This window comes from Rouxiella aceris (assembly GCF_012933545.1).
Taxonomy (GTDB): domain Bacteria; phylum Pseudomonadota; class Gammaproteobacteria; order Enterobacterales; family Enterobacteriaceae; genus Rouxiella; species Rouxiella aceris.
Genome location: NZ_JAADJU010000018.1, coordinates 26,244 through 51,142, shown reverse-complemented (window position 1 = coordinate 51,142; position 24,899 = coordinate 26,244). Strand labels below are relative to the sequence as shown.

Sequence of the window (24,899 nt, the reverse complement as noted above, 5' to 3'; positions counted from 1 at the left end):
CAGATTGTCTGATAAATTGTTAAAGAGCAGTGAGTTAGCCGCCGTGGCGCTAGCTCGAGGTGGCGTATCTTACGCTTTCCTCTTTTGATGTCAACCGTTAATTTCGCGGTCATCATCATTTTTATTCTTTCCGACCCGGTTACTTCGTGATGTTGTTCACGTTGTTCCCTGTCGATGGAGCGGCATTATAGGGATCCGAATTTATTCCACAAGTGTTTTCTGATCTTTTAAATCTAACTGCCTGTTTTTCGCTCCCTTCGTGGATATCTTGCCCGATCGGATTATTTTATCGACGATCCTGCGGGGCAAAACTTTGTATTCCTCGATCCTCGGACTATATTGCCCAGAGGTAAAGGATCTCTTATGAAGGAAACAAGGTATGGCAGAGGTGTTACGTTCGTATAAAGGAAGTCGCCCGAAACTTGGCGATCGCGTGATGGTCGATGCCACCAGCGTGATCATCGGTGATGTCGATCTGGCAGACGATGTGAGTATCTGGCCATTGGTGGCTATTCGTGGTGACGTTAATCATGTCGTGATTGGCTGTCGCAGCAATGTGCAGGACGGTAGCGTACTGCATGTCACCCATCAGTCCCCGCATAATCCCGAAGGTTACCCGCTGATTATTGGTGAGGATGTGACTGTCGGTCATAAAGCCATGCTGCATGGCTGCACCGTGGGCAACCGGGTGCTGGTCGGCATGGGATCCATTGTTCTCGATGGTGCGGTAATAGAAGATGATGTGATGATTGGTGCCGGCAGTCTGGTGCCGCCCGGTAAACGACTGGAGAGCGGCTACCTCTATCTGGGCAGTCCGGTCAAACAGGCGCGTGAACTGACCACAGAAGAACTTGCCGGTTTAATCTACTCAGCCAATAACTATGTGAAATGGAAAGATGACTATTTATCAGGGGAAGATAAATAGACCCAGCCCTGCTCATTAAAATCCTGATTGCGGATACGCTGCTCGAACTCTTCTTCAAGATCCCAGCGATGTTCGCGGAACAAGGCCAGCGCTTGCTCCGGCGTGGTGGCAGCAAAACGCTGCTGCATCACCGCCAGGCTGATCGCACAATGGATCTGAAAGCCATCGGCCAGGGCAGTGAAAACCACCGCCCCGCTGTCAGGATCACAATATTCCAAATCAGAAAACAGGATCCCCTGGTTCACCCGGCAAGATCCTGTTTCAACTGTGCCAGCACTGGCGCGATCTCCGGCATAACCCCATGCCATAAATTAAATGCATGAGCGGCTTGCCCCACCAGCATCCCCAGCCCATCGGCAGTTTGCCCGGCACCCTGCTGTTTAGCCCAGGCAATAAAGGGCGTTGGACCCGCCTGATAGAACATGTCGTAAACGCGGGTATGGGCATTGACCACCGTAGCAGGCAACGCAGGTACTTCGCCCTTAATGCCGGATGCCGTGGCATTAATGATCAAATCAAAACTCTGGTCATCAAGTTCATTAAGCGGCAATGCGCTGATATCACCTTTGGCAGCGAAAATACCCTGCAGGTGTTGCGCTCGTTCAAAGGTGCGGTTAGTCACCACCAGGCGACAGCCATAGGCAAGCAGTGGCAGGATCACCCCGCGCGCTGCGCCGCCCGCCCCCACCAGCAATACGCGATCGCCGTGAGCAATCATCCCCAGACGTTGCAGATCGCTCAGCATACCGATGCCGTCGGTGTTATCCCCCAGTATCCGTCCATCATCGAGCTTTTTCAGGGTATTGACCGCACCACTAAGGGCGGCACGCTCGGTCAGCTCATCTGACGCGGCATAAGCACGTTCTTTAAAAGGCACCGTAATATTGGCTCCTTTTGCTCCGCTGGCAAAAAAATCGCGCAGCGTGGCTTCGAAGGCCTCATTGGGGGCCAACACCGTGCCATAGTGCAGGGCAATACCGGTTTGTTCAGCAAAAAGAGCGTGGATACGCGGTGATTTGCTATGACTGATGGGATTACCGAAAACAGCAAAAGAGGACATAACAGACTTTCCTTAACCCTGACGTATAAGTTCGCCGGTGGCAGCATCTCTGATTTCAGACGGATTCTCGCGTCCGCCAACTGCCCCATCCAATACCGGAAAATCTTGCCCAAACTGCTGTCTGACGGCATCAGCCGTTCGACAAGGGGGTTGGCTGCTAAGATTGGCACTGGTTGAAACCAGCGGCTTACCATACTGGCGACAAAGTTCTTTGACTAAAGGGTGATCGCTTACGCGGACTGCAAGAGATGTAAAGCGCCCGGTGAGCCATTGCGGCGTGGTGGGTTTGGCAGGCATCACCCAGGTAACCGGCCCCGGCCAGCAGGCAAAAATTTGCTCGCGACGTTCGGCACTCAGTTGAGAATCATCGATATAGGGCAATAATTGTTCATAGCTGCCGGCAATAAGGATCAGGCCCTTATCTCTTGAACGTTGCTTCAGTGCCAGCAGAGCCTCTACGGCCCGCTCACTGTCAGGATCACAGCCAAGACCGAAAACCGCTTCGGTGGGATACGCCATCACCTGCTCATCCCTTAATACCTGCAACAGGGAGGTCATATTGGATTGTTGCTCTTTATTCATGTTGATTATTCTGCGTTTGCTACGGCTTTACCGCATAACTTACTGGCACAAAAGAGTTTCACTCCCTGCGCCGTTTTCTTTTCCATTAATAATGGATATTGGCAATATTCACAGCAGCCAGCCACTGGCTTGTTATTAATGGCAAACTGACAATCGGGATATCTGTCACAGGCGTGAAAGGCTTTGCCAAATCTCGACTTGCGTTGCAGCAGATGCCCCTGACCGCACTGCGGGCAAGCTAAAGATGTCTCTTCTGGTTTATCGATAACTTCCGTATGGTCGCACTCGGGATACTGAGCACAACCAATAAACATACCAAACCGCCCCTGACGCAAAACCAGAGTGGACTGACATTTGGGACAAAGCTGCCCGTCGAGCACTTTAACAATATGGCCATCGGCCTGCGCTTTTAACGGGCGGATATACTGACATTCAGGATAGTTGGAACAGCCGAGAAAGGGGCCGTGGCGACCACTACGGATCACCAAATCGGCCCCGCATTCCGGACAGATTTCATTTTGCTTCCCGGCAAAAAGCGCAGCTTTTGTCATACTCTGTGTTTTACCTGTTATCTGTTAATGCAGATAACCTTCATTAACATCAAATAATAGCTCTTCCATTTGCTGATAAGCGCTTTCATATCCTGGAATATTAAAGAGAACCATCAGCACGACCCATTTGAGATCTTCAAGATCGAACTCATCGGTATCGAGAGCCATAACGCGATCGATGACCATCTCCCTGGTATCGACATTCAGCACTTTGATCTGTTCCAGAAACAACAAGAATCCCCGACAGCTGACGTCTAATCGACTTGTTTCCTCATCGGTATAAACCCTCAGCGCAAAAGGATCCGCATCCAGCAAATAAGACGGTGTACCGCCCTCTTGCAGATCGGCAAGTTTTTCAAGCCAATTTAACGCGTTGTGGATATCGGTACGATGAAATCCGGCTTCGGTCAAATCAGCTGTTAACCTATCTTGGTCGACACTCATCTCCGCTTCGTTGTGAATGTATGTTTCAAATAAGTACATTAGTACGTCGAACATGGCCTGCCCTCCTAATTCGGACATAGCCGCCGGGTACAGCTGCGATCCATCCTGCTAACTCCAGTTCGAGTAGTTGAGCTACTACGACTGGCACAGGTTGGCCGGCACGTTCGGCGACGACGTCAACAGGTGTCACCTCATATCCTACGTTAGCCAACACATCGGCAAATGGCAATTCAAGTTCGGTATGTTCCGCACAAATATTCACTCCTGACGCGCTTTTTCGCTTGAATGCTCCCGAATCGGCAAAAAATGAGCCATTCTCGACCGGCAACCAGGTCAGTCCACTGCCAATCTGCTCGGCAATATCCTGCGGATCCGTGACCAGATAGGCGCCTTGTTGGATTAACCAATGCGTGCCCTGGCTGTTGGGATTATCCAGCGACCCCGGCAGAGCGAAGACTTCGCGACCTTGTTCCAGGGCGCAGCGAGCAGTAATCAATGAACCGCTGCGTAGTGAGGCTTCGATAATCAGTACTCCGACACTCATCCCGCTGATAATGCGATTTCGCCGTGGAAAATGGTAAGGCAGCGGGGCCGCGTTGAGAGGAAACTCGGAAACCAGTGCGCCGCCCTGTTGCACAATGCGGTCCGCCAGCGCGCGATGGCTGCGGGGATGGAGATGTTGCAGCCCACTGCCGAGGACCGCAACGGTTTTACCCGCGGCCTCCAGGGTGGCCTGATGGCAGATACCGTCAATACCTATTGCCAGCCCGCTGGTAACGGTGAAACCGCAGTTAACCAGCCCGGCGGCAAAGTAACGCGTCCAGTGCTCACCGTAATAGCTGCAGTGGCGACTGCCAACTATCGCCAACTGCGGCGTTGCCAACAGAGCTGGCGGCCCCTGGACATAAAGCACTCGCGGGAACGATGCGATGTGCTTGAGTAGCGGCGGATAGTCGGGACTGGTACAGGGAATAAGGTGATGGTTCTCCCGCTCAAGCCAGGCCAGCGCGGCGGGGACATTCAGCGTACCGGGGTGAAAATAGGCATTAACCTGCTGATCATCAAAGCCAAAATAACGCAGACATGCCGCGCTGACAGTACTCTCTGCCACCAGCCGATCGGCCAAATCACCGAGCTGTATGGCGGCCAGCCCCTTGACTGCTGATAGCCTGAGCCACACTTCCTGTTGTGTCATAGCGCTTCTTCCTTGTAAAACGCCGCCCTGGCGCTTTGCTCAATTGATAGACGATGCTGTCAATCGGAGCGGGAAATGTCTAGAATAGGAGTTATATATCGTCAATCCATAGAAGAAAGATCCCGAGATTTATGTCCGTATTACATATATTGCATTTCCCAGACGACAGGCTTCGCATTCACGCTAAACCAGTCAAAGAAGTAAACGCCCATATTAAGCAGATCGTGGATGATATGTTTGAAACCATGTATGCCGAAGAAGGGATTGGACTGGCGGCGACTCAGGTGGATATTCACCAGCGCATCATCGTTATTGATGTGTCAGAGGATCGCGATCAACAGCTTGTACTGATCAACCCTGAACTGCTGGAAAAAAGCGGTGAAACAGGGATTGAAGAAGGCTGTCTGTCTATCCCCGAACAACGTGCTCTGGTGCCTCGCGCAGAGAGAGTCAAAGTGCGCGCGCTCGATCGCGAAGGCAACCCCTTCGAACTCGAGGCCGATGATCTGCTGGCAATTTGTATTCAGCACGAAATGGATCACCTGGTTGGCAAACTGTTCGTTGATTACTTGTCACCGCTGAAACGTCAGCGTATCCGTCAGAAGATGGAAAAAATGGCAAAACTCAACGCGCGCGACTAATTATCCGAGCCAGTTTTTTATCGCTGGCTATTTTTTACAGACTCTTTTTACAGGACATGGGCTTTGCGGATCATCTTCGCCGGTACACCTGATTTTGCAGCGCGTCATCTCGACGCGCTTTTAACATCTGAGCACCAGATCGTTGGCGTGTTCACTCAACCCGATCGTCCCGCTGGCCGGGGAAATAAACTGACAGCAAGTCCGGTCAAAGCCCTGGCATTACAGCATGATATTCCGGTATTTCAGCCCAAGTCTCTGCGCCCTGAAGAGAATCAGCAGTTAGTGGCCGAGCTGGCAGCCGATATCATGGTGGTGGTGGCCTATGGCCTGATTTTACCCAAGGCCGTATTGGCCATGCCAAAACTGGGCTGCATTAACGTGCATGGTTCATTGCTGCCTCGCTGGCGCGGTGCGGCGCCGATCCAACGCTCACTGTGGGCTGGGGATGCGGAAACCGGTGTGACTATCATGCAAATGGATGTCGGCCTCGACACGGGCGATATGCTGCATAAGGTTCACTGCGCCATTGAAGCGCAAGATACCAGCGCTACGCTATATGCCAAACTGGCCGAGCTGGGCCCGCAAGGTATGTTGCACACTTTGCAGCAACTGGCACAAGGCAGCGCCAAACCCGAGGTTCAGGACGAATCTCTGGTTACCTATGCCGAAAAATTAAGTAAAGAAGAGGCTCGCCTTGACTGGTCACTGAGTGCCGAGCAGCTTGAACGCTGCATCCGCGCCTTTAATCCATGGCCGGTAAGCTATTTTATGATTGATGAGCAGCCAGTAAAAGTCTGGAACGCGCAGGTTATCAACGGCGAACAACAGGCGCATCAGCCGGGCAAAATTATCTCAGCCGATAAAAAAGGCATCCAGATTGCCACCGCGCAGGGCGTACTAAATATTACGCAACTGCAACCGGCAGGTAAAAAACCGATGTCCGCCCAGGATCTGCTGAATTCACGCAGTGAATGGTTTGCTCCTGGCACAATTTTAGACTGAGAACACCATTTCGCCCTTGTCCCTGTGGTTAGCGCCGCCAAGGGGCGGGGTCTGGACATTGACTCTTTATTTATGCTGACTGAGGTCAGCTTTTTTGACTATGAAAAACACATATAACCTCCGCAGCATTGCTGCAAAAGCAATCGGCCAGGTTCTGGATCAGGGACAGTCTTTATCCACCGTTCTGCCAGGCTTGCAGAAAAGTATCGCCGATAAAGACAGAGCACTGCTGCAAGAACTGTGTTTTGGCACATTACGCGTGTTGCCCCAGCTGGAATGGTGTCTGCAGCAGTTGATGGCCAAGCCATTAACCGGCAAGCAGCGCCCGCTGCACTATCTGATGATGGTCGGGCTGTACCAGATGTTGCACACCCGCATTCCTGCCCATGCCATCCTGGCGGAAACCGTGGAAGGTGCCGTAGCATTAAAGCGTCCGCAGTTAAAAGGACTGGTTAACGGCGTATTACGTCAGTTCCAGCGCCAGCAGGTTGAATTGCTGCAACGCATGGAAAACAACGATAGCCGCTTTTTACATCCAAGCTGGCTACTGAAACGACTAAAACAGGCTTATCCTGACCAGTGGCAGCAAATAGTCGAGGCCAATAACCAGCGTCCGCCAATGTGGCTGCGAGTAAACCGACAACATCACAGCCGCGATGCCTATCTGGCACTGCTGGCACAAGCTGATATTGAAGCCTTCCCGCATCCAGAGTATGGCGATGCTTTGCGTCTGACGACCCCTTGTGCCGTGACTTCATTGCCGGGTTTTGAACAGGGTTGGGTAACGGTACAGGATGCCTCGGCGCAGGGCAGTGTCGATCTGCTGGATCCGCAAGATGGCGAAACGATCCTCGATCTATGCTGCGCGCCGGGTGGCAAAACCACGCATATCCTCGAAGTGGCACCTAAAGCCCATGTGCTGGCGGTCGATGTTGATAAACAGCGACTGGTCAGGGTCAACGAGAACCTGCAACGTCTTGGGCTACATGCACAGGTTAAACAGGGCGATGGCCGTGAACCGCATATCTGGGCAACAGGACTGACCTTTGACAAAATCCTGCTTGATGCCCCCTGTTCTGCCACTGGTGTGATCCGCCGCCATCCCGATATCAAATGGCTGCGCAGAGACAGCGATATTGCCGAACTGGCGCGGCTGCAGGCAGAGATCCTCGAAGCCATTTGGCCGTATCTCAAACATCAGGGGGTGCTGGTGTATGCCACCTGCTCTATCCTGCCGGATGAGAATAGCCAACAGATCTCATCGTTTTTAGCCTTGCATGCCGATGCACGCCTGGTAGAAACGGGCGATATTGCACAACCAGGTAAGCAAAATCTTCCTGATGCACAAAGCGGTGATGGCTTCTATTACGCTAAGCTGATTAAAGGGTAACGTCATCCCTTTGACGTAACGACACTTAAGGCAATACAGAGAGTGCGATGAAAATAATAATTCTCGGTGCTGGCCAGGTCGGCGGTACGCTGGCAGAAAACCTGGTGGGTGAAAACAACGACATTACTATTGTCGATACCGACACCACGCGTTTACGTCAGCTGCAGGATAAATTTGATCTCCGCGTGGTTCAGGGGCACGGCTCACACCCGCGCGTATTGCGCGAAGCGGGCGCCGAAGACGCCGATATGCTGGTCGCAGTGACCAATTCCGACGAAACCAATATGATTGCCTGTCAGATAGCCTACTCGCTGTTTAATACACCCAATCGAATTGCCCGTATTCGTTCGCCGGAGTATATCCGTGAATCAGAAAAACTCTTTCACCCGGAAGCGGTGCCTATTGACCATCTGATCTCCCCCGAACAGTTGGTGATTGATTATATTTACAAGTTGATTGAGTACCCGGGCGCATTGCAGGTAGTGAATTTTGCCGAAGGCAAAGTCAGTATTGCCGCCGTCAAAGCCTATTATGGCGGCCCATTAGTCGGTAATGCCCTTTCTGCCATGCGCGAACATATGCCACACGTTGAAACCCGCGTGGCGGCGATATTTCGTCAGGACCGGCCAATTCGGCCGCAAGGCTCGACCATTATCGAAGCTGGCGATGAAGTGTTTTTTGTGGCCGCCTCGCAGCATATTCGTGCGGTAATGAGTGAGTTGCAGCGCCTGGAGAAACCCTACAAACGCATTATGATTGTCGGCGGTGGCAACGTCGGTGCCGGACTGGCCCATCGCCTGGAGAAAAACTACAGCGTTAAGTTAATTGAACGCGATCAGCAACGCGCTGCCGAGCTGGCCGAGCTGCTGCAAGATACTATTGTGTTCTACGGTGATGCTTCCGATCAGGAACTGTTGGCCGAGGAGCACGTGGAGCAGGTCGATGTATTTATTGCCATCACCAATGATGATGAGGCCAATATTATGTCGGCAATGCTGGCCAAACGTATGGGGGCCAAAAAGGTCATGGTGCTTATCCAGCGCAGCGCCTATGTCGATCTGGTGCAGGGCAGCGTTATTGATATTGCCATTTCGCCACAACAGGCCACCATTTCAGCGTTACTGGGCCATGTGCGTAAAGCCGATATTGTCAGCGTGTCTTCACTGCGACGCGGTGTGGCCGAAGCCATTGAAGCCATTGCACACGGTGATGAAAGTACCTCGAAAGTGGTTGGACGCACGGTGGAACAAATCAAGCTGCCACCGGGTACCACCATTGGTGCCATCGTCCGCGGCAACGAAGTGATTATCGCCAAAGGCAGCAGCCGCATTCAGCAAGGCGATCACGTAGTGATGTTTATTACCGACAAAAAATTTGTTCGCGATGTAGAAAGGCTGTTCCAACCAAGCCCATTCTTCTTATAACCACGGCGAGAGGCACCATGCATACAGGCAAGTAACCGATTATGCGTAACTTTATTAGCGGAGATGCGCTAAATAGTCTTTACTTTGTTTGAGATGTTTTTTGGATTTGCCAAGGAGTAATTTATGAGTTTTATGAAAGAGTTTCGTGAGTTCGCCATGCGTGGCAACGTTGTCGATCTCGCTGTCGGTGTGATCATTGGTGCAGCATTTGGCAAAATTGTTTCATCGTTAGTGGCTGACATTATCATGCCACCCTTGGGCTTACTGATTGGCGGCGTTGATTTTAAATCCTTTCAACTGGTCTTGCGTGAGGCGCAAGGGGCAGCTCCGGCAGTGGTGATGAAATACGGCGTATTTATTCAGAATATCTTTGATTTCATCATTGTTGCCCTCGCTATTTTCTGCGCAATTTCATTGATGAATAAATTACGTAGAAAAGAGGAAGTGGCGCCTGCAACCCCACCGAAACCTAGCGCTGAAGAGGTTCTGCTGACCGAAATTCGTGATTTGCTGAAAAACCAGCAGACACCAAAGCTGTAAAATAACGAACGCCATCGCGGCTAACGATGGCTTTTTTATTGGCGAGTATAAAGCAGAAGAGCAGTGTTAAATCCTTTAGGCCGCAAGCGGAATAAAAAACTTAACACTGCCCTCCCAATTTGCCCCTTTGCCGTTTTTATCTTTGCGGCGATAGCTGCCCTTACCTTTCAAATTTTTCTCTACGCGTTGGCGGAATAATGGGTCGTGTAACAGTGCCTGCAACGCGTTGTCCTGAATAACACCTTTCTTATGCTGATAATGACTCATAGTGAACCTCGTTCGGTGAATAAGTAATAGCCCTGTGGCCAGGTGCACAATTTATGCGCTATTGGCCTGATTTGCAATATCCCCACTGGCGCCATTTTCCAACGCCTCAATAATTGAACAACTCTGACTGGAGTGCGCGCCACCACAACAGGCGGCACTTAAGCGCTGCAACGAATCACGCATGCGGATCAGCTCGCTCAGTTTATGCTCGACCTCAGCCAGGCGACTATCGACAATCTCCTTTGATTCCTGACAAGTATGATGTTCTGGATCGATACGGATCGACAACAGTTCACTGATCGTTTCCAGAGTGAAGCCGATGGTTTTTGCATAGCGAATAAAGCGCAGACGTTGCAGATCGTGGTCGCCATACAAACGATAGCCGGCATCACTACGCTCCCCCAGGGACATCATGCCCTGTTTTTCGTAGTAACGGATAGTGTCTGGCGTCACTTCCGCCAGCCTGGCCAGTTCGCCAATCTTATACATTTTTGCCGCCATTAAATTTTGCCTGCATCTTGTGGTGATAACTTTTGCTATCGAGAAAATCAGTGCTCATCCCGGCCTGCTGCAGACGCAGTTTGAGAACCATCAAACGTTTTTCTGCCTGCTGCTGAGTAGGGGCATCGGCAGAAACCTGCTCCAGCAATTGCTGTAAGTCTAACGCCTCTTTTCTGTCGAGCAGTTGCGCAGGAAGGTAACCGGCATTTTTTAATATGCGATAGGCAACTCTCAGCTCCTCTGGAACAGCGCTATCATCATCTAATAACAGAGGTGCCCCTGCGCCAGGCAGGTTATCAAACTCGCCTTTGCTTTGTGCGTCGAGAATACGCCTTTCGGCCCATTGGTCACTGAGTAACATATCAGCCTCCCGGAGGCAAAAATAACAGCAGTGAAACAGCATAGCGCGACAAGATGAAAAAGCGTAGAGGGAAGGGAAATGCGGGTAAAATTCGGACGTAAAAAAACCGGGCAATTGCCCGGTCTTTTCATGCATCTACAGATTATTCAGCAGTTGCTACTTCTGCGCTTGACTCTGCACGATCAACGAGCTCGATGTAAGCCATCGGCGCATTGTCGCCTGCACGGAAACCACACTTCAGAATGCGAGTGTAACCACCGGCACGGCTCGCGAAACGCGGGCCCAGTTCATTAAACAGTTTTGCCACGATCTCGTTATCACGAGTACGGGCGAATGCCAGACGACGATTTGCAACGTTGTCGGTCTTGGCAAGAGTAATCAGCGGCTCAACAACGCGACGCAGCTCTTTCGCTTTCGGCAGGGTCGTCTTGATTATTTCATGACGAACCAAAGAGCCGGCCATGTTACGGAACATAGCCTGTCGGTGGCTGCTGTTACGGTTCAGTTGACGACCACTCTTACGATGGCGCATGACCTTATCCTTCTCAGTAAAACCTTAACCTGTGATCCGGTTACTCGTCAGCAATACTTGCTGGTGGCCAGTTTTCCAGGCGCATGCCCAGAGACAAACCACGAGAAGCAAGTACGTCTTTAATCTCGGTAAGAGATTTTTTACCCAAGTTGGGCGTCTTAAGAAGCTCAACTTCGGTACGCTGTACCAGATCACCGATGTAGTGGATTGCTTCTGCCTTAAGGCAGTTAGCAGAGCGGACAGTCAATTCCAGATCGTCAACAGGGCGCAGCAGGATTGGATCGAATTCCGGCTTCTCTTCTTTGACTTCTGGTTGACGTACATCACGTAAATCAACAAAAGCTTCAAGTTGTTCAGCAAGAATGGTTGCCGCACGACGGATCGCCTCTTCAGGATCGATCGTACCGTTGGTTTCCATTTCGATAACCAGCTTGTCCAAATCAGTACGCTGTTCGACGCGGGCAGCTTCAACATTGTAGGCTATACGCTCTACAGGGCTGTAGCATGCATCGACTAACAGACGACCAATTGGGCGCTCATCTTCTTCCGAATGAATTCGGGCAGACGCCGGCACATAACCACGACCGCGCTGAACTTTGATACGCATACTAATAGCAGCGTTTTCATCGGTCAGGTGGCAGATCAAGTGTTGCGGCTTGACGATTTCGACATCACCATCATGGGTAATGTCGGCTGCAGTCACAGGGCCAATGCCAGACTTATTCAGGGTAAGAATAACTTCATCTTTCCCTTGAACTCTCACCGCCAGCCCTTTCAGGTTGAGCAGGATCTCCAGGATATCTTCCTGTACGCCTTCTTTGGTGCTGTACTCATGCAGTACACCATCAATCTCAACCTCGGTCACCGCGCAACCCGGCATGGATGAAAGCAGAATACGGCGCAGTGCGTTGCCTAAAGTATGGCCAAAGCCACGCTCTAATGGCTCAAGGGTCACCTTGGCGTGCGTCGAACTGACTTGCTCGATATCTACCAGGCGCGGTTTTAGAAACTCTGTCACAGAACCCTGCATTGTGTCCTCTCTTTGGTACTAAGCTTTACTTAGAGTAAAGCTCGACGATCAGGTGTTCGTTAATGTCAGCAGACAGATCGGTACGTTCAGGAATACGTTTGAACACACCTTCCATCTTAGCAGCATCAACTTCAAGCCAAGTCGGCTTTTCACGCTGTTCAGCCAACTCCAAAGCGGCCTTCACGCGAGATTGCTTTTTAGCTTTCTCACGGATGCTGACAACGTCATTCGGAGATACCTGATAAGAAGCGATGTTGACAACGCGACCATTTACCATAACAGCTTTGTGGCTAACTAACTGACGTGATTCTGCACGCGTAGCACCAAAGCCCATACGGTAGACAACGTTATCCAGACGACCTTCCAGCAGTTGCAACAGGTTTGCACCGGTGTTGCCCTTCAGGCGGGCTGCTTCTTTATAGTAGTTACGGAACTGACGCTCCAGAACACCATAGATACGGCGAACTTTTTGCTTTTCACGTAACTGAACACCATAGTCAGACAGACGCGGTTTACGCGCACCGTGCTGGCCAGGAGCTTGTTCAATTTTACACTTGGTATCGATCGCGCGAACGCCAGATTTAAGGAATAAATCTGTGCCCTCACGACGGCTAAGCTTGAGCTTAGGACCCAAATATCTTGCCATTTTCTCTCTCCAACAAACCTAAAAGCAGCGTTATACGCGACGCTTTTTCGGCGGACGACAACCGTTATGAGGGATAGGAGTCACATCAGTAATATTAGTGATGCGGAAACCAGCCGCGTTTAACGCGCGGATAGTAGACTCACGACCAGGACCAGGTCCTTTAACCATAACTTCCAGATTCTTGATACCGTATTCTTTCACTGCATCTGCGCAGCGCTCTGCCGCAACCTGAGCTGCGAACGGAGTGGATTTACGAGAACCACGGAAACCGGAACCACCAGCTGTTGCCCAACCCAAAGCATTACCCTGACGATCGGTAATAGTCACAATGGTGTTGTTGAAAGACGCATGGATATGAGCCACGCCGTCAGAGACTTGTTTTCTTACACGCTTACGTGTACGAACAGGTGCCTTTGCCATTTATTCAATCACCCCGATTATTTCTTGATCGGTTTGCGCGGACCCTTACGGGTACGTGCGTTAGTCTTGGTACGCTGACCGCGTACTGGAAGACCACGACGATGACGCAAACCACGGTAAGTCCCAAGGTCCATAAGACGCTTGATGCTCAGGGTGACTTCACGACGCAGATCACCTTCAACAATGAACTTGGCAACTTCGTCACGCAGCTTTTCGATTTGCTCTTCAGACAGCTCACTGATCTTCACATTTTCAGCAATACCTGATGCTGCACAGATAGCCTGTGAGCGGGTTTTGCCGATGCCGTAGATCGAAGTTAATGCGATTACGGTATGTTTCTGATCAGGAATGTTAATGCCTGCTATACGGGCCACTATGCACTCCTACTATTTTATACGGCAACACCATTCTGAAAAGCCCGTTTTCAGGATACTCAAATAGTGTTGCAGCTTACATACAAAAGATTGGCTGGCTAATCTAGCCAGCTCAACCCAACTTTGCAAGAAAAATATGCGAGATAATCAGCCTTGACGCTGTTTATGCTTCGGTTCTGCGCTGCAGATTACGCGAACGACACCGTTACGCTTAACAATTTTGCAGTTACGACATAATTTCTTGACGGAAGCACGAACTTTCATTTTTACTCTCCGTAACTTCGCAAACACACCAGATTAGCGGTTATAGCCTTTCAGGTTTGCTTTCTTCAATGCAGACTCGTACTGACTTGACATCATCAGAGTTTGCACTTGAGCCATAAAGTCCATGATGACCACAACTACGATAAGCAGCGATGTGCCACCAAAGTAGAATGGAACTTTCATTGCATCACGCATGAACTCCGGGATAAGGCAGATGAAAGTAATGTATAACGCACCTACCAGGGTAAGGCGGGTCATTACTTTATCAATATACTTCGCCGTTTGCTCTCCCGGACGAATTCCTGGTACAAATGCACCGGACTTCTTCAGGTTATCTGCTGTCTCACGTGGGTTGAAAACCAACGCAGTATAAAAGAAACAGAAGAAGATGATTGCAGTCGCATAGAGTAACACATAAAGCGGCTGCCCAGGCTGCAAATACAGCGAAATTGTTGTCAGCCAGTTCCAACCAGTTCCGCCACCGAACCATGATGCTATCGTGGCCGGGAACAGAATGATGCTGGAAGCAAAAATAGCAGGAATTACGCCGGCCATATTCACTTTCAACGGTAAGTGTGTGCTCTGTGCTGCATAAACACGACGACCCTGTTGGCGTTTGGCGTAGTTAACGACAATGCGACGTTGACCACGTTCCATAAACACAACAAAGAACGTCACTGCAAACACTAATACTGCAACCAACAGCAACAGGAGGAAGTGCAGGTCGCCTTGCCTCGCTTGTTCGATAGTATGGCCTACAGCTGGCGGGAGACCCGCTACGATACCAGCAAAGATAATGATCGAAATACCGTTACCGATACCACGTTCAGTAATCTGTTCGCCCAGCCACATCAGGAACATTGTCCCGGTAACCAGACTCACAACTGCAGTAAAGTAGAATGAAAAGCCTGGATTTAACACCAGGCCTTGCATACCAGGCATATTCGGTAAACCGGTAGCAATACCGATTGACTGAAATACGGCTAATACCAGCGTACCGTAGCGGGTGTACTGACTAATCTTGCGACGGCCAGCTTCCCCTTCTTTCTTTATTTCTGCCAGGGCAGGATGAACCACCGTCAGCAGCTGGATAATGATCGATGCCGAAATATACGGCATGATACCCAGGGCAAAGATTGAAGCACGGCTAAGAGCACCACCAGAGAACATGTTAAACATTTCAATGATGGTGCCTCTTTGCTGCTCGAGCAATTTAGCAAGTACAGTGGCATCAATACCAGGGATCGGAATAAAAGAGCCGATACGGAAAACGATCAGCGCACCGATAACAAACAAAAGTCTGCGCTTCAGCTCGCCAAGTCCACCTTTAGCACTTTGAAAATCTAATCCCGGTTGCTTAGCCATCAGCTCACTTATTCCTCTATTTTACCGCCAGCAGCTTCGATAGCAGCACGAGCGCCTTTGGTGACACGCAGACCACGCAGGGTAACCGCACGACCGACTTCGCCTGAAAGGATGACTTTCGCGAATTCGATCTGGATACCAACTACGTTAGCGGCTTTCAGCGTGTTCAGGTCGATAACGTCGCCTTCCACCAGAGCCAGCTCAGACAGACGAACTTCTGCCGTGATCATAGCTTTGCGGGAGGTGAAGCCGAATTTCGGCAAACGACGATATAAAGGCATCTGACCACCTTCAAACCCACGACGTACGCCACCGCCAGAACGTGAGTTCTGACCTTTGTGACCACGACCGGAAGTTTTACCCAGGCCAGAACCAATACCACGACCTACACGCCTAGGCGCTTGCTTGGCACCGTCAGCCGGAGACAGAGTATTTAAACGCATCTCTTACTCCTCAACCTTAACCATGTAGGAAACCAGATTGATCATACCGCGGATAGCAGGAGTATCCTCGCGCTCTACGGTGTGACCAATACGACGCAGACCTAAACCAGTCAGAGTTTGCTTATGCTTAGGCAAACGACCGATGCTGCTTTTTGTTTGAGTTACTTTAATAGTCTTCGCCATGGTTATTTCCCTAGAATTTCTTCGACGGATTTACCACGCTTGGCAGCGACCATTTCTGGGGACTTCATATCTTCCAGGGCAGCAATAGTTGCACGAACCACGTTAATCGGGTTAGTAGAACCATAGGCCTTGGCCAATACGTTGTGTACCCCTGCGACTTCCAGGACGGCGCGCATTGCACCACCGGCAATAATACCGGTACCTTCAGAAGCCGGCTGCATGAACACACGAGAACCCGTGTGAGCACCTTTAACAGGGTGCTGCAGGGTGCCGCTGTTCAGCGCGACATTCATCATGTTGCGACGGGCTTTTTCCATCGCTTTTTGGATCGCTGCCGGAACTTCGCGTGCTTTGCCGTAGCCAAAACCAACGCGACCGTTACCATCACCAACTACTGTCAGTGCGGTAAAGCTGAAAATACGGCCACCTTTTACGGTTTTAGATACGCGGTTTACCGCGATCAGCTTTTCCTGCAGTTCGCCAGCTTGTTTTTCGATGTGTGCCATCTTACACCTCTACCTTAGAACTGAAGGCCAGCTTCACGGGCAGCATCTGCCAGTGCCTGGACTCGACCATGATATTGGAAACCGGAACGGTCAAAGGATACTTTCGTGATCCCTTTTTCCAACGCGCGTTCAGCAATAGCTTTACCTACAGCTGTAGCAGCATCTTTGTTACCGGTATACTTCAATTGCTCAGTAATCACTTTTTCTACTGTAGAAGCAGCGACTAATACTTCAGAACCATTAGGTGCAATCACCTGTGCGTAAATATGACGCGGGGTACGATGTACCACCAGACGTGTCGCACCCAGTTCTTTGAGCTTGCGGCGTGCGCGGGTCGCACGACGGATACGAGCAGATTTCTTATCCATAGTGTTACCTTACTTCTTCTTAGCCTCTTTGGTACGCACGACTTCGTCGGCGTAACGGACACCCTTGCCTTTGTAAGGCTCAGGACGACGGTAGGCACGTAAATCTGCAGCAACTTGTCCAATCATCTGCTTATCAGCACCTTTCAGTACGATTTCAGTTTGAGTAGGACACTCTGCAGTAATGCCTTCCGGCAGCTGGTGATCGACCGGGTGAGAGAAGCCTAAGGCTAAATTCACCACGTTGCCTTTAACGGCAGCACGATAACCAACACCAACCAGTTGAAGCTTTTTAATGAAGCCGTCGGTAACACCTACTACCATTGAATTCAACAGTGCACGAGTGGTACCCGCTTGGGCCCATCCGTTTGCAAAGCCTTCGCGTGGAGCGAAAGTCAATGTGTTTTCTACCTGTTTAATTTCAACGGCGTCATGGATAGTACGTGACAGCTCGCCGTTTTTACCTTTAATCGAAATTACCTGACCGTTGAGTTTTACCTCTACGCCGGCAGGAATGACGACGGGTGCTTTTGCAACACGAGACATTCTTTCCTCCCGATTAAGCTACGTAGCAGATAATCTCGCCACCAAGACCAGCCTGGCGAGCTGCACGATCGGTCATAACACCTTTAGAGGTAGAAATAACAGCGATCCCCAAACCGGCCATAACTTTTGGCAGCTCATCTTTTTTCTTATAGATGCGCAGACCAGGACGGCTGATACGTTGAATGCTTTCTACCACTGCCTTACCCTGGAAGTACTTCAGTACTAATTCCAGTTCAGGTTTGGTGTCGCCTTCGATTTTAAATTCTTCAATGTAGCCTTCTTCTTTCAGCACGTTGGCAATTGCCACTTTCAGCTTCGAGGAAGGCATGGTGACCGCAACTTTGTTCGCGGCCTGACCGTTACGGATACGGGTCAGCATATCCGCGATCGGATCTTGCATGCTCATCTGTCATTACTCCCGTGATTCAATTGGTGACAATTACCAGCTAGCCTTTTTAAGGCCCGGAATTTCACCGCGCATAGCGGCTTCACGGACTTTAATACGGCTCAACCCGAACTTCCGCAAGAAAGCGTGCGGACGACCAGTTTGACGGCAGCGGTTACGCTGACGAGACGGGCTGGAATCACGCGGCAGAGTCTGCAGCTTCAGAACGGCATCCCAACGATCTTCGTCGGAAGCGTTCACGTCAGAGATAGTCGCTTTCAGCTCAACGCGTTTAGCGAAGAACTTACTAGCTAATTTCACGCGTTTGACTTCGCGTGCTTTCATGGATTGCTTAGCCATTAGTAACCCTACCTTACTTACGGAACGGGAAGTTAAAGGCAGCCAGCAGAGCGCGGCCTTCATCATCGGATTTCGCAGTAGTGGTGATGGTAATATCCAAACCACGAACGCGATCGACTTTGTCATAGTCGATTTCCGGGAAGATGATCTGTTCACGCACGCCCATGCTGTAGTTACCACGGCCATCGAATGACTTAGCGGACAAGCCACGGAAGTCACGGATACGTGGAACAGCAATAGAGATCAGACGCTCAAAGAATTCCCACATGCGTTCGCCACGCAGGGTTACTTTACAGCCGATCGGATAGCCCTGACGGATTTTGAAGCCTGCAACTGATTTGCGTGCTTTGGTGATGAACGGTTTTTGACCGGAGATAGCTGCCAGATCCGCTGCTGCATTATCCAGCAGTTTCTTGTCAGCGATCGCTTCACCTACACCCATGTTCAGGGTGATCTTCTCGACCCGAGGGACTTGCATGACAGAATTGTAACCAAACTCAGACATGAGTTTTGTTACGACATCGTCTTTGTAGTAATCATGCAGTTTCGCCATCGTACTACTCCAAATTACTTGATAGTTTCGCTATTAGATTTGAAGAAACGGACTTTTTTGCCGTCTTCGAATCTAAAGCCTACACGGTCAGCCTTACCGGTTGCCGCGTTGAAGATAGCAACGTTAGAAACTTGAACAGCAGCTTCTTTTTCAACGATGCCGCCTGGTTGGTTCAGGGCCGGAACAGGCTTCTGATGTTTTTTAACCAGGTTGATACCTTCAACAATGACCTTACCAGAAGACAGGACATTTTTTACTTTACCGCGCTTACCTTTATCTTTACCGGTAAGCAGGATAACTTCGTCATCACGACGGATTTTCGCTGCCATGGTTCGCTCCTTAGAGTACTTCTGGTGCCAGAGAGATAATTTTCATGAACTTCTCATTACGCAGTTCACGAGTTACCGGCCCAAAAATACGCGTGCCGATTGGCTGCTCGCTGTTATTATTTAAAATAACGCATGCATTACCATCGAAGCGAATGACAGAACCGTCCGGGCGACGAACACCCTTCCTGGTGCGCACCACTACCGCCTTCAGCACGTCGCCTTTCTTCACCTTACCACGTGGAATTGCTTCCTTGATGGTAATTTTGATGATGTCGCCAACGCCTGCGTAGCGACGGTGCGAGCCACCCAGAACCTTGATACACATTACGCGACGTGCACCGGAGTTGTCGGCCACGGTCAGCATAGTCTGTTCTTGGATCATGTTAGTGCTCCGCTAATGTCAACTACAACTTATCAGACCCGAGAATAGGTCATTAAGAAATCCCCACAAATGAGGGCGCAGCATTATAACACTGCTTCCTGATTATGGGTAGAAAAAATAAACGGCTCAAAACATGAGCCGTTTATCCATTTTCGAGAGGCTGATTCTATTACAGAATCGCTTTCTCTACAACGCGAACCAGTGTCCAGGACTTAGTCTTGGACAGCGGACGGCATTCGCTAATTTCAACGACATCGCCGATACCGCATTCGTTGTTCTCGTCATGTACGTGCAGCTTAGTCGTACGTTTGATGAATTTACCGTAAATTGGGTGCTTCACAACACGTTCGATCGCAACAACAATGGATTTCTCCATCTTGTCACTGATAACACGACCTTGCAGAGTACGGATCTTGTCACTCATTACGCACCCGCCTTCTCAGTCAGTAAAGTCTTAACACGTGCAACATCACGACGCACTTGTTTCAACAGGTGTGTTTGCTGCAGCTGGCCGCTGGCCGTTTGCATGCGCAGATTGAACTGCTCACGCAACAGGTTCAGAAGCTCAGTGTTCAGCTCTTCCACGCTTTTTTCGCGCAGCTCTTGTGCTTTCATTACATCACCGTCTTAGTTACAAAGGTGGTTTTGATAGGCAGTTTCGCTGCTGCCAGCTGGAATGCTTCACGCGCCAGCTCTTCAGGCACACCGTCCATTTCGTACAGGACTTTACCAGGCTGGATCAGGGCAACCCAATACTCAACATTACCCTTACCTTTACCCATACGAACTTCCAGTGGCTTCTCGGTGATCGGTTTGTCCGGGAATACTCGGATCCAGATCTTACCTTGACGCTTAACTGCACGGGTCATCGCACGACGTGCTGCTTCAATTTGACGAGCAGTCAGACGACCACGGCCAACAGCTTTCAGACCGTAAGTGCCGAAGCTCACATCCGTACCTTGCGCAAGACCACGGTTGCGGCCCTTGTGCATCTTACGGAATTTTGTACGCTTTGGTTGTAACATCAGCGACTCTCCTTACTTGCGGCCTTTACGCTGCTGCTTTTTAGGTTGAGCAGCCGGTTCCGGTTGTTCAACTGCAGCCATACCACCCAGGATCTCACCTTTGAAGATCCATACCTTAACGCCGATTACACCGTAAGTGGTGTGCGCTTCAGATGTGTTGTAATCGATATCCGCACGCAGTGTATGCAACGGAACACGACCTTCACGGTACCATTCGGTACGCGCGATTTCAGCACCGCCAAGACGGCCGCTTACTTCAACTTTGATACCTTTAGCGCCAAGACGCATTGCGTTCTGTACTGCACGCTTCATAGCACGACGGAACATAACGCGACGTTCCAGCTGTGAAGTGATGCTGTCAGCAACCAATTTTGCGTCAAGTTCCGGTTTACGGATCTCGGCGATATTAATCTGTGCAGGAACGCCAGCGATATCCGCTACGACCTTACGCAGTTTTTCGACATCTTCACCTTTCTTGCCGATAACGATGCCAGGACGAGCGGTGTGAATAGTCACACGGATGCTCTTCGCTGGACGCTCGATAACGATGCGAGAAACGGAAGCTTTCGACAATTCCTTAGTCAGGAATTGACGAACTTTAAAGTCGCTGTCCAGGTTGTCAGCGAATTCTTTGGTATTCGCGTACCAAGTAGAGTTCCAAGGTTTGACAATACCCAGTCGAATACCATTAGGATGTACTTTCTGACCCATTGCTAGTCTCCAGAGTCTCAGCGATCGGACACAACCACAGTAATGTGGCTGGTGCGCTTCAGAATGCGATCTGCACGACCTTTAGCACGCGGCATAATGCGCTTCATGCTTGGGCCTTCGTCTACGAAAATCTTCGAGACTTTCAGATCATCGATGTCAGCGCCATCGTTGTGTTCTGCGTTAGCAATGGCAGACTCCAGTACCTTCTTAACCAAACCAGCAGCTTTCTTGTTGGTATAGGCCAGAGTTTCCAGAGCTTGCGACACTTTCTTACCGCGGATCAGGTCTGCAACAAGGCGAACCTTCTGTGCAGAAGAACGAGCGTGGCGATGTTTAGCGATAGTTTCCATCTCTTCCTCCTACCTTAGCGCTTTTTAGCTTTTTTATCAGCCGCATGGCCGCGATAAGTACGAGTCGGCGCGAATTCACCCAGTTTGTGACCGACCATTTCATCGGAAACGAACACCGGAACGTGCTGACGACCATTATGGACAGCGATGGTCAAACCGATCATGTTTGGAAAGATCGTTGAACGACGGGACCAAGTGCGCAAAGGCTTCTTGTCTCCGCTTTCCACCGCTTTCTCTACCTTCTTCAGCAAGTGCAGGTCTATAAAAGGACCTTTCTTGAGAGAACGTGGCATGGCTTATCCTCTAATTATTTTTTACTACGGCGACGTACGATGAACTTGTCAGTACGCTTGTTGCTACGGGTCTTCTTACCTTTGGTCTGAACGCCCCATGGTGTTACTGGGTGTTTACCAAAGTTACGACCTTCACCACCACCGTGTGGGTGATCGACTGGGTTCATCGCAGTACCGCGAACGGTAGGACGAATACCACGCCAACGTGCAGCACCTGCTTTACCCAGGACGCGAAGCATATGTTCAGAGTTACCGACTTCACCAACGGTGGCGCGGCAATCAATCTGAACTTTACGCATTTCGCCAGAGCGCAGACGCAGAGTTACGTAGGAACCATCACGAGCAACGATCTGAACGTAGGCACCAGCAGAGCGAGCCATCTGGCCGCCTTTACCTGGTTTCATTTCTACGTTATGAACCGTTGAACCTACTGGGATGTTGCGCATCGGCAGGGTGTTACCTACTTTGATTGCGGCATCAACGCCAGATTGGATCTGGTCACCCACTTTCAGGCCTTTCGGCGCCAGGATATAACGGCGTTCGCCGTCTTTGTACAGAACCAGCGCGATATTCGCGGAACGGTTCGGATCGTACTCCAGACGCTCAACCACTGCTACCACACCGTCTTTGTTGCGTTTGAAGTCAACCAGACGATAATGTTGCTTGTGGCCACCACCGATATGACGGGTAGTGATACGGCCATTGTTGTTACGGCCACCGCTTTTGCTCAATTTTTCAAGCAGCGGGGCAAAAGGTTTACCCTTATGCAGCTCAGGGTTAACCACTTTAACAACGTGGCGACGACCCGGAGATGTAGGTTTACATTTAACAATTGCCATTGTTCTTACTCCTCCGACTTACTCTGCGCCGCTGATGAAGTCCAGATTCTGGCCTTCTTTCAGGGTGACGTAAGCTTTTTTCCAGTCGCTACGACGACCAACACGCTGTCCGTGACGTTTAGACTTGCCTTTAACCAGCAAAGTGTTTACGTCTTCGACTTCGACTTCAAACAGTTTCTTAACCGCAGCCTTGATTTCGGCTTTGGTTGCGTCGAGGGCAACTTTGAGAACGATGGTGTTGTTCTTTTCCATCGCAGCGGACGCTTTTTCAGAAACGTGCGGCGCGCGCAGCACTTTCAGCAGACGTTCTTCACGAATCATGCCAGCATCTCCTCAACTTGCTTCACAGCATCAGCAGTCATAACTACTTTGTCGAAGGCGATCAGGCTTACTGGATCGATACCTGCTACATCGCGAACGTCAACCTTGTACAGGTTGCGTGCGGCCAGGAACAGATTCTCGTCGACTTCGCCAGTGATAATGAGCACGTCTTCCAGAGCCATGTCTTTCAGTTTCTGTGCCAGCAGCTTAGTTTTAGGCGCTTCTACAGAGAACGTCTCGACAACGATCAAGCGATCTTGACGTACCAGTTCGGACAGAATGCTTTTCAGCGCGCCGCGGTACATCTTTTTGTTTACTTTTTGACTGTGGTCCTGTGGCTTTGCAGCGAAGGTTACACCACCGGAACGCCAGATCGGGCTCTTAACAGAACCTGAACGCGCACGGCCGGTACCTTTCTGACGCCATGGTTTCTTACCGGAACCAGTTACTTCAGCACGGGTCTTCTGAGCGCGAGTACCTTGACGGGCACCTGCTGCGTAAGCAACAACAACCTGGTGTACCAGCGCTTCATTGAAATCACGCCCGAAGGTAGTTTCGGAAACAGTCAGCGCGCCTTGCGCGTCTTTCACTACTAATTCCATTCCTATCTCCTCGACGTTAAGCCTTAACAGCAGGTTTAACGATCAGGTTGCCACCGGTAGCACCCGGAACAGCACCCTTGACCAGCAGTAGGTTGCGCTCAGCGTCAACACGTACTACGTCCAGGCTTTGAACGGTTACACGTTCGTTACCCAGTTGGCCTGCCATTTTCTTGCCTTTGAACACTTTGCCCGGAGTCTGGTTCTGACCGATAGAACCCGGAGCGCGGTGAGACAAGGAGTTACCATGCGTAGCATCTTGAGTACGGAAGTTCCAGCGCTTTACAGTACCAGCAAAACCTTTACCTTTAGATGTACCAGTAACGTCTACTTTTTTAACGTCTGCGAAAATTTCAACGCTAATGTCTTGACCTGCAGTAAATTCTTCACCTTCTGCAAGGCGGAATTCCCACAAACCACGGCCAGCTTCTACGCCAGCTTTAGCGAAGTGACCCGCTTCTGGTTTGGTTACACGGTTAGCTTTTTTGCTACCAGTAGTAACTTGGACAGCACGGTAACCGTCGTTTTCCAGATCTTTGATCTGAGTAACGCGGTTTGTTTCAATTTCGATAACGGTTACTGGGATAGAAACGCCTTCTTCTGTGAAGATGCGAGTCATACCCACTTTCTTACCGACTAAACCAATCATTGTTTCAACCTCTCAATCGCTCAATGACCTGATTAACCCAGGCTGATCTGCACGTCTACACCAGCAGCCAGATCCAGACGCATCAGAGCATCAACGGTTTTCTCGGTTGGCTCAACGATGTCAACCAGACGCTTGTGAGTGCGAATTTCATACTGATCGCGCGCATCTTTATTGACGTGCGGAGAAATCAGAATGGTAAAGCGCTCTTTGCGGGTCGGCAGCGGGATTGGACCACGAACTTGCGCACCAGTGCGCTTCGCAGTCTCAACGATTTCCGCAGTTGATTGATCAATCAAACGATGATCAAACGCTTTCAGGCGGATACGGATTCTTTGGTTCTGCATGAGACCAGAGCTCCAATTATTTTAAACGTAAATGATTACTCCTCGTACCCATTTCGATTGATGGGAGAGTGTAATCGTTCTTCACATAACCCCCATATCGGGAGTATTGTTTGCCAGGCGGTTACTTTGCCTGACAACTAATTCGTTAGAATTAGGCTTACCAATATTAGGTAAGCCCGCGCATTATACGTAAACAGGGCCA

At 50.3% G+C, this 24,899-nt stretch carries 43 protein-coding genes; 6 read left to right on the top strand and 37 right to left on the bottom strand.

The window, feature by feature from the left end; translation table 11 throughout:
• Positions 1-379 precede the first annotated feature (379 nt).
• Positions 380-925 carry a gamma carbonic anhydrase family protein gene (locus tag GW590_RS23805; RefSeq protein ID WP_169405561.1) on the top strand — a complete coding sequence of 182 codons (546 nt, stop codon included), beginning with the start codon at positions 380-382 and terminating at the stop codon, positions 923-925.
• Here the strand turns inward: GW590_RS23805 and GW590_RS23800 are convergent.
• The 6 genes from GW590_RS23800 to dprA are packed head-to-tail and all read right to left on the bottom strand — an operon-like array spanning position 901 to position 4,757.
• Positions 901-1,170 carry a DUF1488 family protein gene (locus GW590_RS23800; RefSeq protein WP_328803098.1) on the bottom strand — a complete coding sequence of 90 codons (270 nt, stop codon included), beginning with the start codon at positions 1,168-1,170 and terminating at the stop codon, positions 901-903. The two genes, GW590_RS23805 and GW590_RS23800, sit on opposite strands and share 25 nt — an antisense overlap.
• The gene (gene aroE / locus GW590_RS23795; RefSeq protein ID WP_169405559.1) at positions 1,167-1,985 is read right to left on the bottom strand and encodes a shikimate dehydrogenase; all 819 of its coding nucleotides are present in this window, start codon (positions 1,983-1,985) and stop codon (positions 1,167-1,169) included. The genes GW590_RS23800 and aroE overlap by 4 nt, the downstream gene beginning before the upstream one ends.
• A gap of 12 nt (positions 1,986-1,997) precedes the next feature.
• Positions 1,998-2,567, bottom strand: a complete 570-nt coding sequence (gene tsaC / locus GW590_RS23790; protein ID WP_169405558.1) for an L-threonylcarbamoyladenylate synthase type 1 TsaC — start codon at positions 2,565-2,567, stop codon at positions 1,998-2,000.
• 5 nt (positions 2,568-2,572) lie between these two features.
• Entirely contained in the window at positions 2,573-3,118 is a 546-nt protein-coding gene (locus GW590_RS23785; RefSeq protein WP_169405557.1) for a DNA topoisomerase family protein, read from the bottom strand.
• A 24-nt stretch (positions 3,119-3,142) separates the two neighbouring features.
• Positions 3,143-3,616 (bottom strand): DUF494 family protein, encoded by a 474-nt coding sequence (locus tag GW590_RS23780; RefSeq protein ID WP_169405556.1) that lies wholly within the window; start codon positions 3,614-3,616, stop codon positions 3,143-3,145.
• Complete coding sequence (gene dprA / locus GW590_RS23775; protein WP_169405555.1) at positions 3,588-4,757, bottom strand: DNA-protecting protein DprA; 1,170 nt, start codon at positions 4,755-4,757, stop codon at positions 3,588-3,590. The genes GW590_RS23780 and dprA overlap by 29 nt, the downstream gene beginning before the upstream one ends.
• Positions 4,758-4,888: 131 nt before the next feature.
• Here dprA and def point away from each other — a divergent pair, with 131 nt between their 5' ends.
• The 5 genes from def to mscL all read left to right on the top strand — a co-directional run bounded on the left by def (position 4,889) and on the right by mscL (position 9,754).
• Positions 4,889-5,398 carry a peptide deformylase gene (def, locus tag GW590_RS23770; protein ID WP_169405554.1) on the top strand — a complete coding sequence of 170 codons (510 nt, stop codon included), beginning with the start codon at positions 4,889-4,891 and terminating at the stop codon, positions 5,396-5,398.
• 63 nt (positions 5,399-5,461) lie between these two features.
• Positions 5,462-6,400 (top strand): methionyl-tRNA formyltransferase, encoded by a 939-nt coding sequence (gene fmt, locus GW590_RS23765; RefSeq protein ID WP_169405553.1) that lies wholly within the window; start codon positions 5,462-5,464, stop codon positions 6,398-6,400.
• Positions 6,401-6,500: 100 nt separating this feature from the next.
• Entirely contained in the window at positions 6,501-7,790 is a 1,290-nt protein-coding gene (gene rsmB, locus GW590_RS23760) for a 16S rRNA (cytosine(967)-C(5))-methyltransferase RsmB (protein ID WP_169405552.1), read from the top strand.
• A 47-nt stretch (positions 7,791-7,837) separates the two neighbouring features.
• Positions 7,838-9,214 (top strand): Trk system potassium transporter TrkA, encoded by a 1,377-nt coding sequence (trkA, locus tag GW590_RS23755; RefSeq protein WP_169405551.1) that lies wholly within the window; start codon positions 7,838-7,840, stop codon positions 9,212-9,214.
• Positions 9,215-9,337: 123 nt separating this feature from the next.
• Complete coding sequence (mscL, locus tag GW590_RS23750) at positions 9,338-9,754, top strand: large-conductance mechanosensitive channel protein MscL (protein WP_169405550.1); 417 nt, start codon at positions 9,338-9,340, stop codon at positions 9,752-9,754.
• A gap of 75 nt (positions 9,755-9,829) precedes the next feature.
• Here the strand turns inward: mscL and GW590_RS23745 are convergent, their stop codons facing one another.
• From GW590_RS23745 to rpsJ, 31 genes are all read right to left on the bottom strand, one after another.
• On the bottom strand, positions 9,830-10,021 hold the full coding sequence (locus GW590_RS23745) for an alternative ribosome-rescue factor A (RefSeq protein ID WP_169405549.1): 192 nt from the start codon (positions 10,019-10,021) through the stop codon (positions 9,830-9,832).
• Positions 10,022-10,072: 51 nt separating this feature from the next.
• On the bottom strand, positions 10,073-10,510 hold the full coding sequence (zntR, locus tag GW590_RS23740) for a Zn(2+)-responsive transcriptional regulator (protein WP_169405548.1): 438 nt from the start codon (positions 10,508-10,510) through the stop codon (positions 10,073-10,075).
• On the bottom strand, positions 10,503-10,883 hold the full coding sequence (locus GW590_RS23735) for a DnaJ family domain-containing protein (protein WP_169405547.1): 381 nt from the start codon (positions 10,881-10,883) through the stop codon (positions 10,503-10,505). Before GW590_RS23735 ends, zntR begins: the two co-directional genes overlap by 8 nt.
• Positions 10,884-11,025: 142 nt before the next feature.
• The gene (gene rplQ / locus GW590_RS23730) at positions 11,026-11,415 is read right to left on the bottom strand and encodes a 50S ribosomal protein L17 (protein WP_169405546.1); all 390 of its coding nucleotides are present in this window, start codon (positions 11,413-11,415) and stop codon (positions 11,026-11,028) included.
• 40 nt (positions 11,416-11,455) lie between these two features.
• Entirely contained in the window at positions 11,456-12,445 is a 990-nt protein-coding gene (locus GW590_RS23725) for a DNA-directed RNA polymerase subunit alpha (RefSeq protein ID WP_056232411.1), read from the bottom strand.
• Positions 12,446-12,470: 25 nt separating this feature from the next.
• On the bottom strand, positions 12,471-13,091 hold the full coding sequence (gene rpsD / locus GW590_RS23720) for a 30S ribosomal protein S4 (RefSeq protein ID WP_169405545.1): 621 nt from the start codon (positions 13,089-13,091) through the stop codon (positions 12,471-12,473).
• A gap of 30 nt (positions 13,092-13,121) precedes the next feature.
• Entirely contained in the window at positions 13,122-13,511 is a 390-nt protein-coding gene (gene rpsK, locus GW590_RS23715) for a 30S ribosomal protein S11 (protein ID WP_004929731.1), read from the bottom strand.
• A gap of 17 nt (positions 13,512-13,528) precedes the next feature.
• Positions 13,529-13,885 carry a 30S ribosomal protein S13 gene (rpsM, locus tag GW590_RS23710; protein ID WP_034793665.1) on the bottom strand — a complete coding sequence of 119 codons (357 nt, stop codon included), beginning with the start codon at positions 13,883-13,885 and terminating at the stop codon, positions 13,529-13,531.
• 147 nt (positions 13,886-14,032) lie between these two features.
• Entirely contained in the window at positions 14,033-14,149 is a 117-nt protein-coding gene (rpmJ, locus tag GW590_RS23705; RefSeq protein ID WP_002227352.1) for a 50S ribosomal protein L36, read from the bottom strand.
• A gap of 33 nt (positions 14,150-14,182) precedes the next feature.
• Complete coding sequence (gene secY, locus GW590_RS23700; protein ID WP_169405544.1) at positions 14,183-15,514, bottom strand: preprotein translocase subunit SecY; 1,332 nt, start codon at positions 15,512-15,514, stop codon at positions 14,183-14,185.
• 8 nt (positions 15,515-15,522) lie between these two features.
• Positions 15,523-15,957 carry a 50S ribosomal protein L15 gene (gene rplO, locus GW590_RS23695; RefSeq protein ID WP_169405543.1) on the bottom strand — a complete coding sequence of 145 codons (435 nt, stop codon included), beginning with the start codon at positions 15,955-15,957 and terminating at the stop codon, positions 15,523-15,525.
• A gap of 3 nt (positions 15,958-15,960) precedes the next feature.
• A complete protein-coding gene (gene rpmD / locus GW590_RS23690; protein ID WP_169405542.1) occupies positions 15,961-16,140 on the bottom strand; it encodes a 50S ribosomal protein L30 in 180 nt (59 codons plus the stop codon).
• Between the two features lie 2 nt (positions 16,141-16,142).
• Positions 16,143-16,646: a 30S ribosomal protein S5 gene (rpsE, locus tag GW590_RS23685; protein WP_169405541.1), complete on the bottom strand. Its 504-nt coding sequence runs from the start codon at positions 16,644-16,646 to the stop codon at positions 16,143-16,145.
• Positions 16,647-16,660: 14 nt separating this feature from the next.
• Entirely contained in the window at positions 16,661-17,014 is a 354-nt protein-coding gene (gene rplR, locus GW590_RS23680) for a 50S ribosomal protein L18 (RefSeq protein ID WP_169405540.1), read from the bottom strand.
• A 9-nt stretch (positions 17,015-17,023) separates the two neighbouring features.
• Complete coding sequence (gene rplF / locus GW590_RS23675) at positions 17,024-17,557, bottom strand: 50S ribosomal protein L6 (protein WP_169405539.1); 534 nt, start codon at positions 17,555-17,557, stop codon at positions 17,024-17,026.
• Positions 17,558-17,570: 13 nt separating this feature from the next.
• The gene (gene rpsH, locus GW590_RS23670) at positions 17,571-17,963 is read right to left on the bottom strand and encodes a 30S ribosomal protein S8 (RefSeq protein ID WP_169405538.1); all 393 of its coding nucleotides are present in this window, start codon (positions 17,961-17,963) and stop codon (positions 17,571-17,573) included.
• Between the two features lie 33 nt (positions 17,964-17,996).
• Positions 17,997-18,302, bottom strand: a complete 306-nt coding sequence (gene rpsN, locus GW590_RS23665; protein ID WP_169405537.1) for a 30S ribosomal protein S14 — start codon at positions 18,300-18,302, stop codon at positions 17,997-17,999.
• A gap of 13 nt (positions 18,303-18,315) precedes the next feature.
• Complete coding sequence (gene rplE / locus GW590_RS23660) at positions 18,316-18,855, bottom strand: 50S ribosomal protein L5 (RefSeq protein WP_169405536.1); 540 nt, start codon at positions 18,853-18,855, stop codon at positions 18,316-18,318.
• A gap of 14 nt (positions 18,856-18,869) precedes the next feature.
• Positions 18,870-19,184 carry a 50S ribosomal protein L24 gene (rplX, locus tag GW590_RS23655; protein WP_169405535.1) on the bottom strand — a complete coding sequence of 105 codons (315 nt, stop codon included), beginning with the start codon at positions 19,182-19,184 and terminating at the stop codon, positions 18,870-18,872.
• A 10-nt stretch (positions 19,185-19,194) separates the two neighbouring features.
• Positions 19,195-19,566, bottom strand: a complete 372-nt coding sequence (rplN, locus tag GW590_RS23650) for a 50S ribosomal protein L14 (RefSeq protein ID WP_002438705.1) — start codon at positions 19,564-19,566, stop codon at positions 19,195-19,197.
• 169 nt (positions 19,567-19,735) lie between these two features.
• Complete coding sequence (rpsQ, locus tag GW590_RS23645; RefSeq protein ID WP_169405534.1) at positions 19,736-19,990, bottom strand: 30S ribosomal protein S17; 255 nt, start codon at positions 19,988-19,990, stop codon at positions 19,736-19,738.
• Positions 19,990-20,181: a 50S ribosomal protein L29 gene (gene rpmC / locus GW590_RS23640; RefSeq protein WP_013573692.1), complete on the bottom strand. Its 192-nt coding sequence runs from the start codon at positions 20,179-20,181 to the stop codon at positions 19,990-19,992. Before rpmC ends, rpsQ begins: the two co-directional genes overlap by 1 nt.
• Positions 20,181-20,591: a 50S ribosomal protein L16 gene (gene rplP / locus GW590_RS23635; protein WP_169405533.1), complete on the bottom strand. Its 411-nt coding sequence runs from the start codon at positions 20,589-20,591 to the stop codon at positions 20,181-20,183. The genes rpmC and rplP overlap by 1 nt, the downstream gene beginning before the upstream one ends.
• A gap of 12 nt (positions 20,592-20,603) precedes the next feature.
• Positions 20,604-21,302: a 30S ribosomal protein S3 gene (gene rpsC / locus GW590_RS23630; RefSeq protein ID WP_017493966.1), complete on the bottom strand. Its 699-nt coding sequence runs from the start codon at positions 21,300-21,302 to the stop codon at positions 20,604-20,606.
• Between the two features lie 17 nt (positions 21,303-21,319).
• Positions 21,320-21,652: a 50S ribosomal protein L22 gene (gene rplV, locus GW590_RS23625; protein ID WP_009639181.1), complete on the bottom strand. Its 333-nt coding sequence runs from the start codon at positions 21,650-21,652 to the stop codon at positions 21,320-21,322.
• 14 nt (positions 21,653-21,666) lie between these two features.
• Positions 21,667-21,945, bottom strand: a complete 279-nt coding sequence (gene rpsS, locus GW590_RS23620; RefSeq protein WP_004929772.1) for a 30S ribosomal protein S19 — start codon at positions 21,943-21,945, stop codon at positions 21,667-21,669.
• Positions 21,946-21,959: 14 nt separating this feature from the next.
• Positions 21,960-22,784: a 50S ribosomal protein L2 gene (gene rplB / locus GW590_RS23615; RefSeq protein WP_169405532.1), complete on the bottom strand. Its 825-nt coding sequence runs from the start codon at positions 22,782-22,784 to the stop codon at positions 21,960-21,962.
• An 18-nt stretch (positions 22,785-22,802) separates the two neighbouring features.
• Positions 22,803-23,105 (bottom strand): 50S ribosomal protein L23, encoded by a 303-nt coding sequence (gene rplW, locus GW590_RS23610; protein ID WP_009639178.1) that lies wholly within the window; start codon positions 23,103-23,105, stop codon positions 22,803-22,805.
• A complete protein-coding gene (gene rplD / locus GW590_RS23605; protein ID WP_169405531.1) occupies positions 23,102-23,707 on the bottom strand; it encodes a 50S ribosomal protein L4 in 606 nt (201 codons plus the stop codon). Before rplD ends, rplW begins: the two co-directional genes overlap by 4 nt.
• Positions 23,708-23,723: 16 nt before the next feature.
• The gene (gene rplC / locus GW590_RS23600; RefSeq protein WP_169405530.1) at positions 23,724-24,353 is read right to left on the bottom strand and encodes a 50S ribosomal protein L3; all 630 of its coding nucleotides are present in this window, start codon (positions 24,351-24,353) and stop codon (positions 23,724-23,726) included.
• 32 nt (positions 24,354-24,385) lie between these two features.
• Positions 24,386-24,697 (bottom strand): 30S ribosomal protein S10, encoded by a 312-nt coding sequence (gene rpsJ / locus GW590_RS23595; protein WP_009639175.1) that lies wholly within the window; start codon positions 24,695-24,697, stop codon positions 24,386-24,388.
• Between the last annotated feature and the right edge of the window lie 202 nt (positions 24,698-24,899).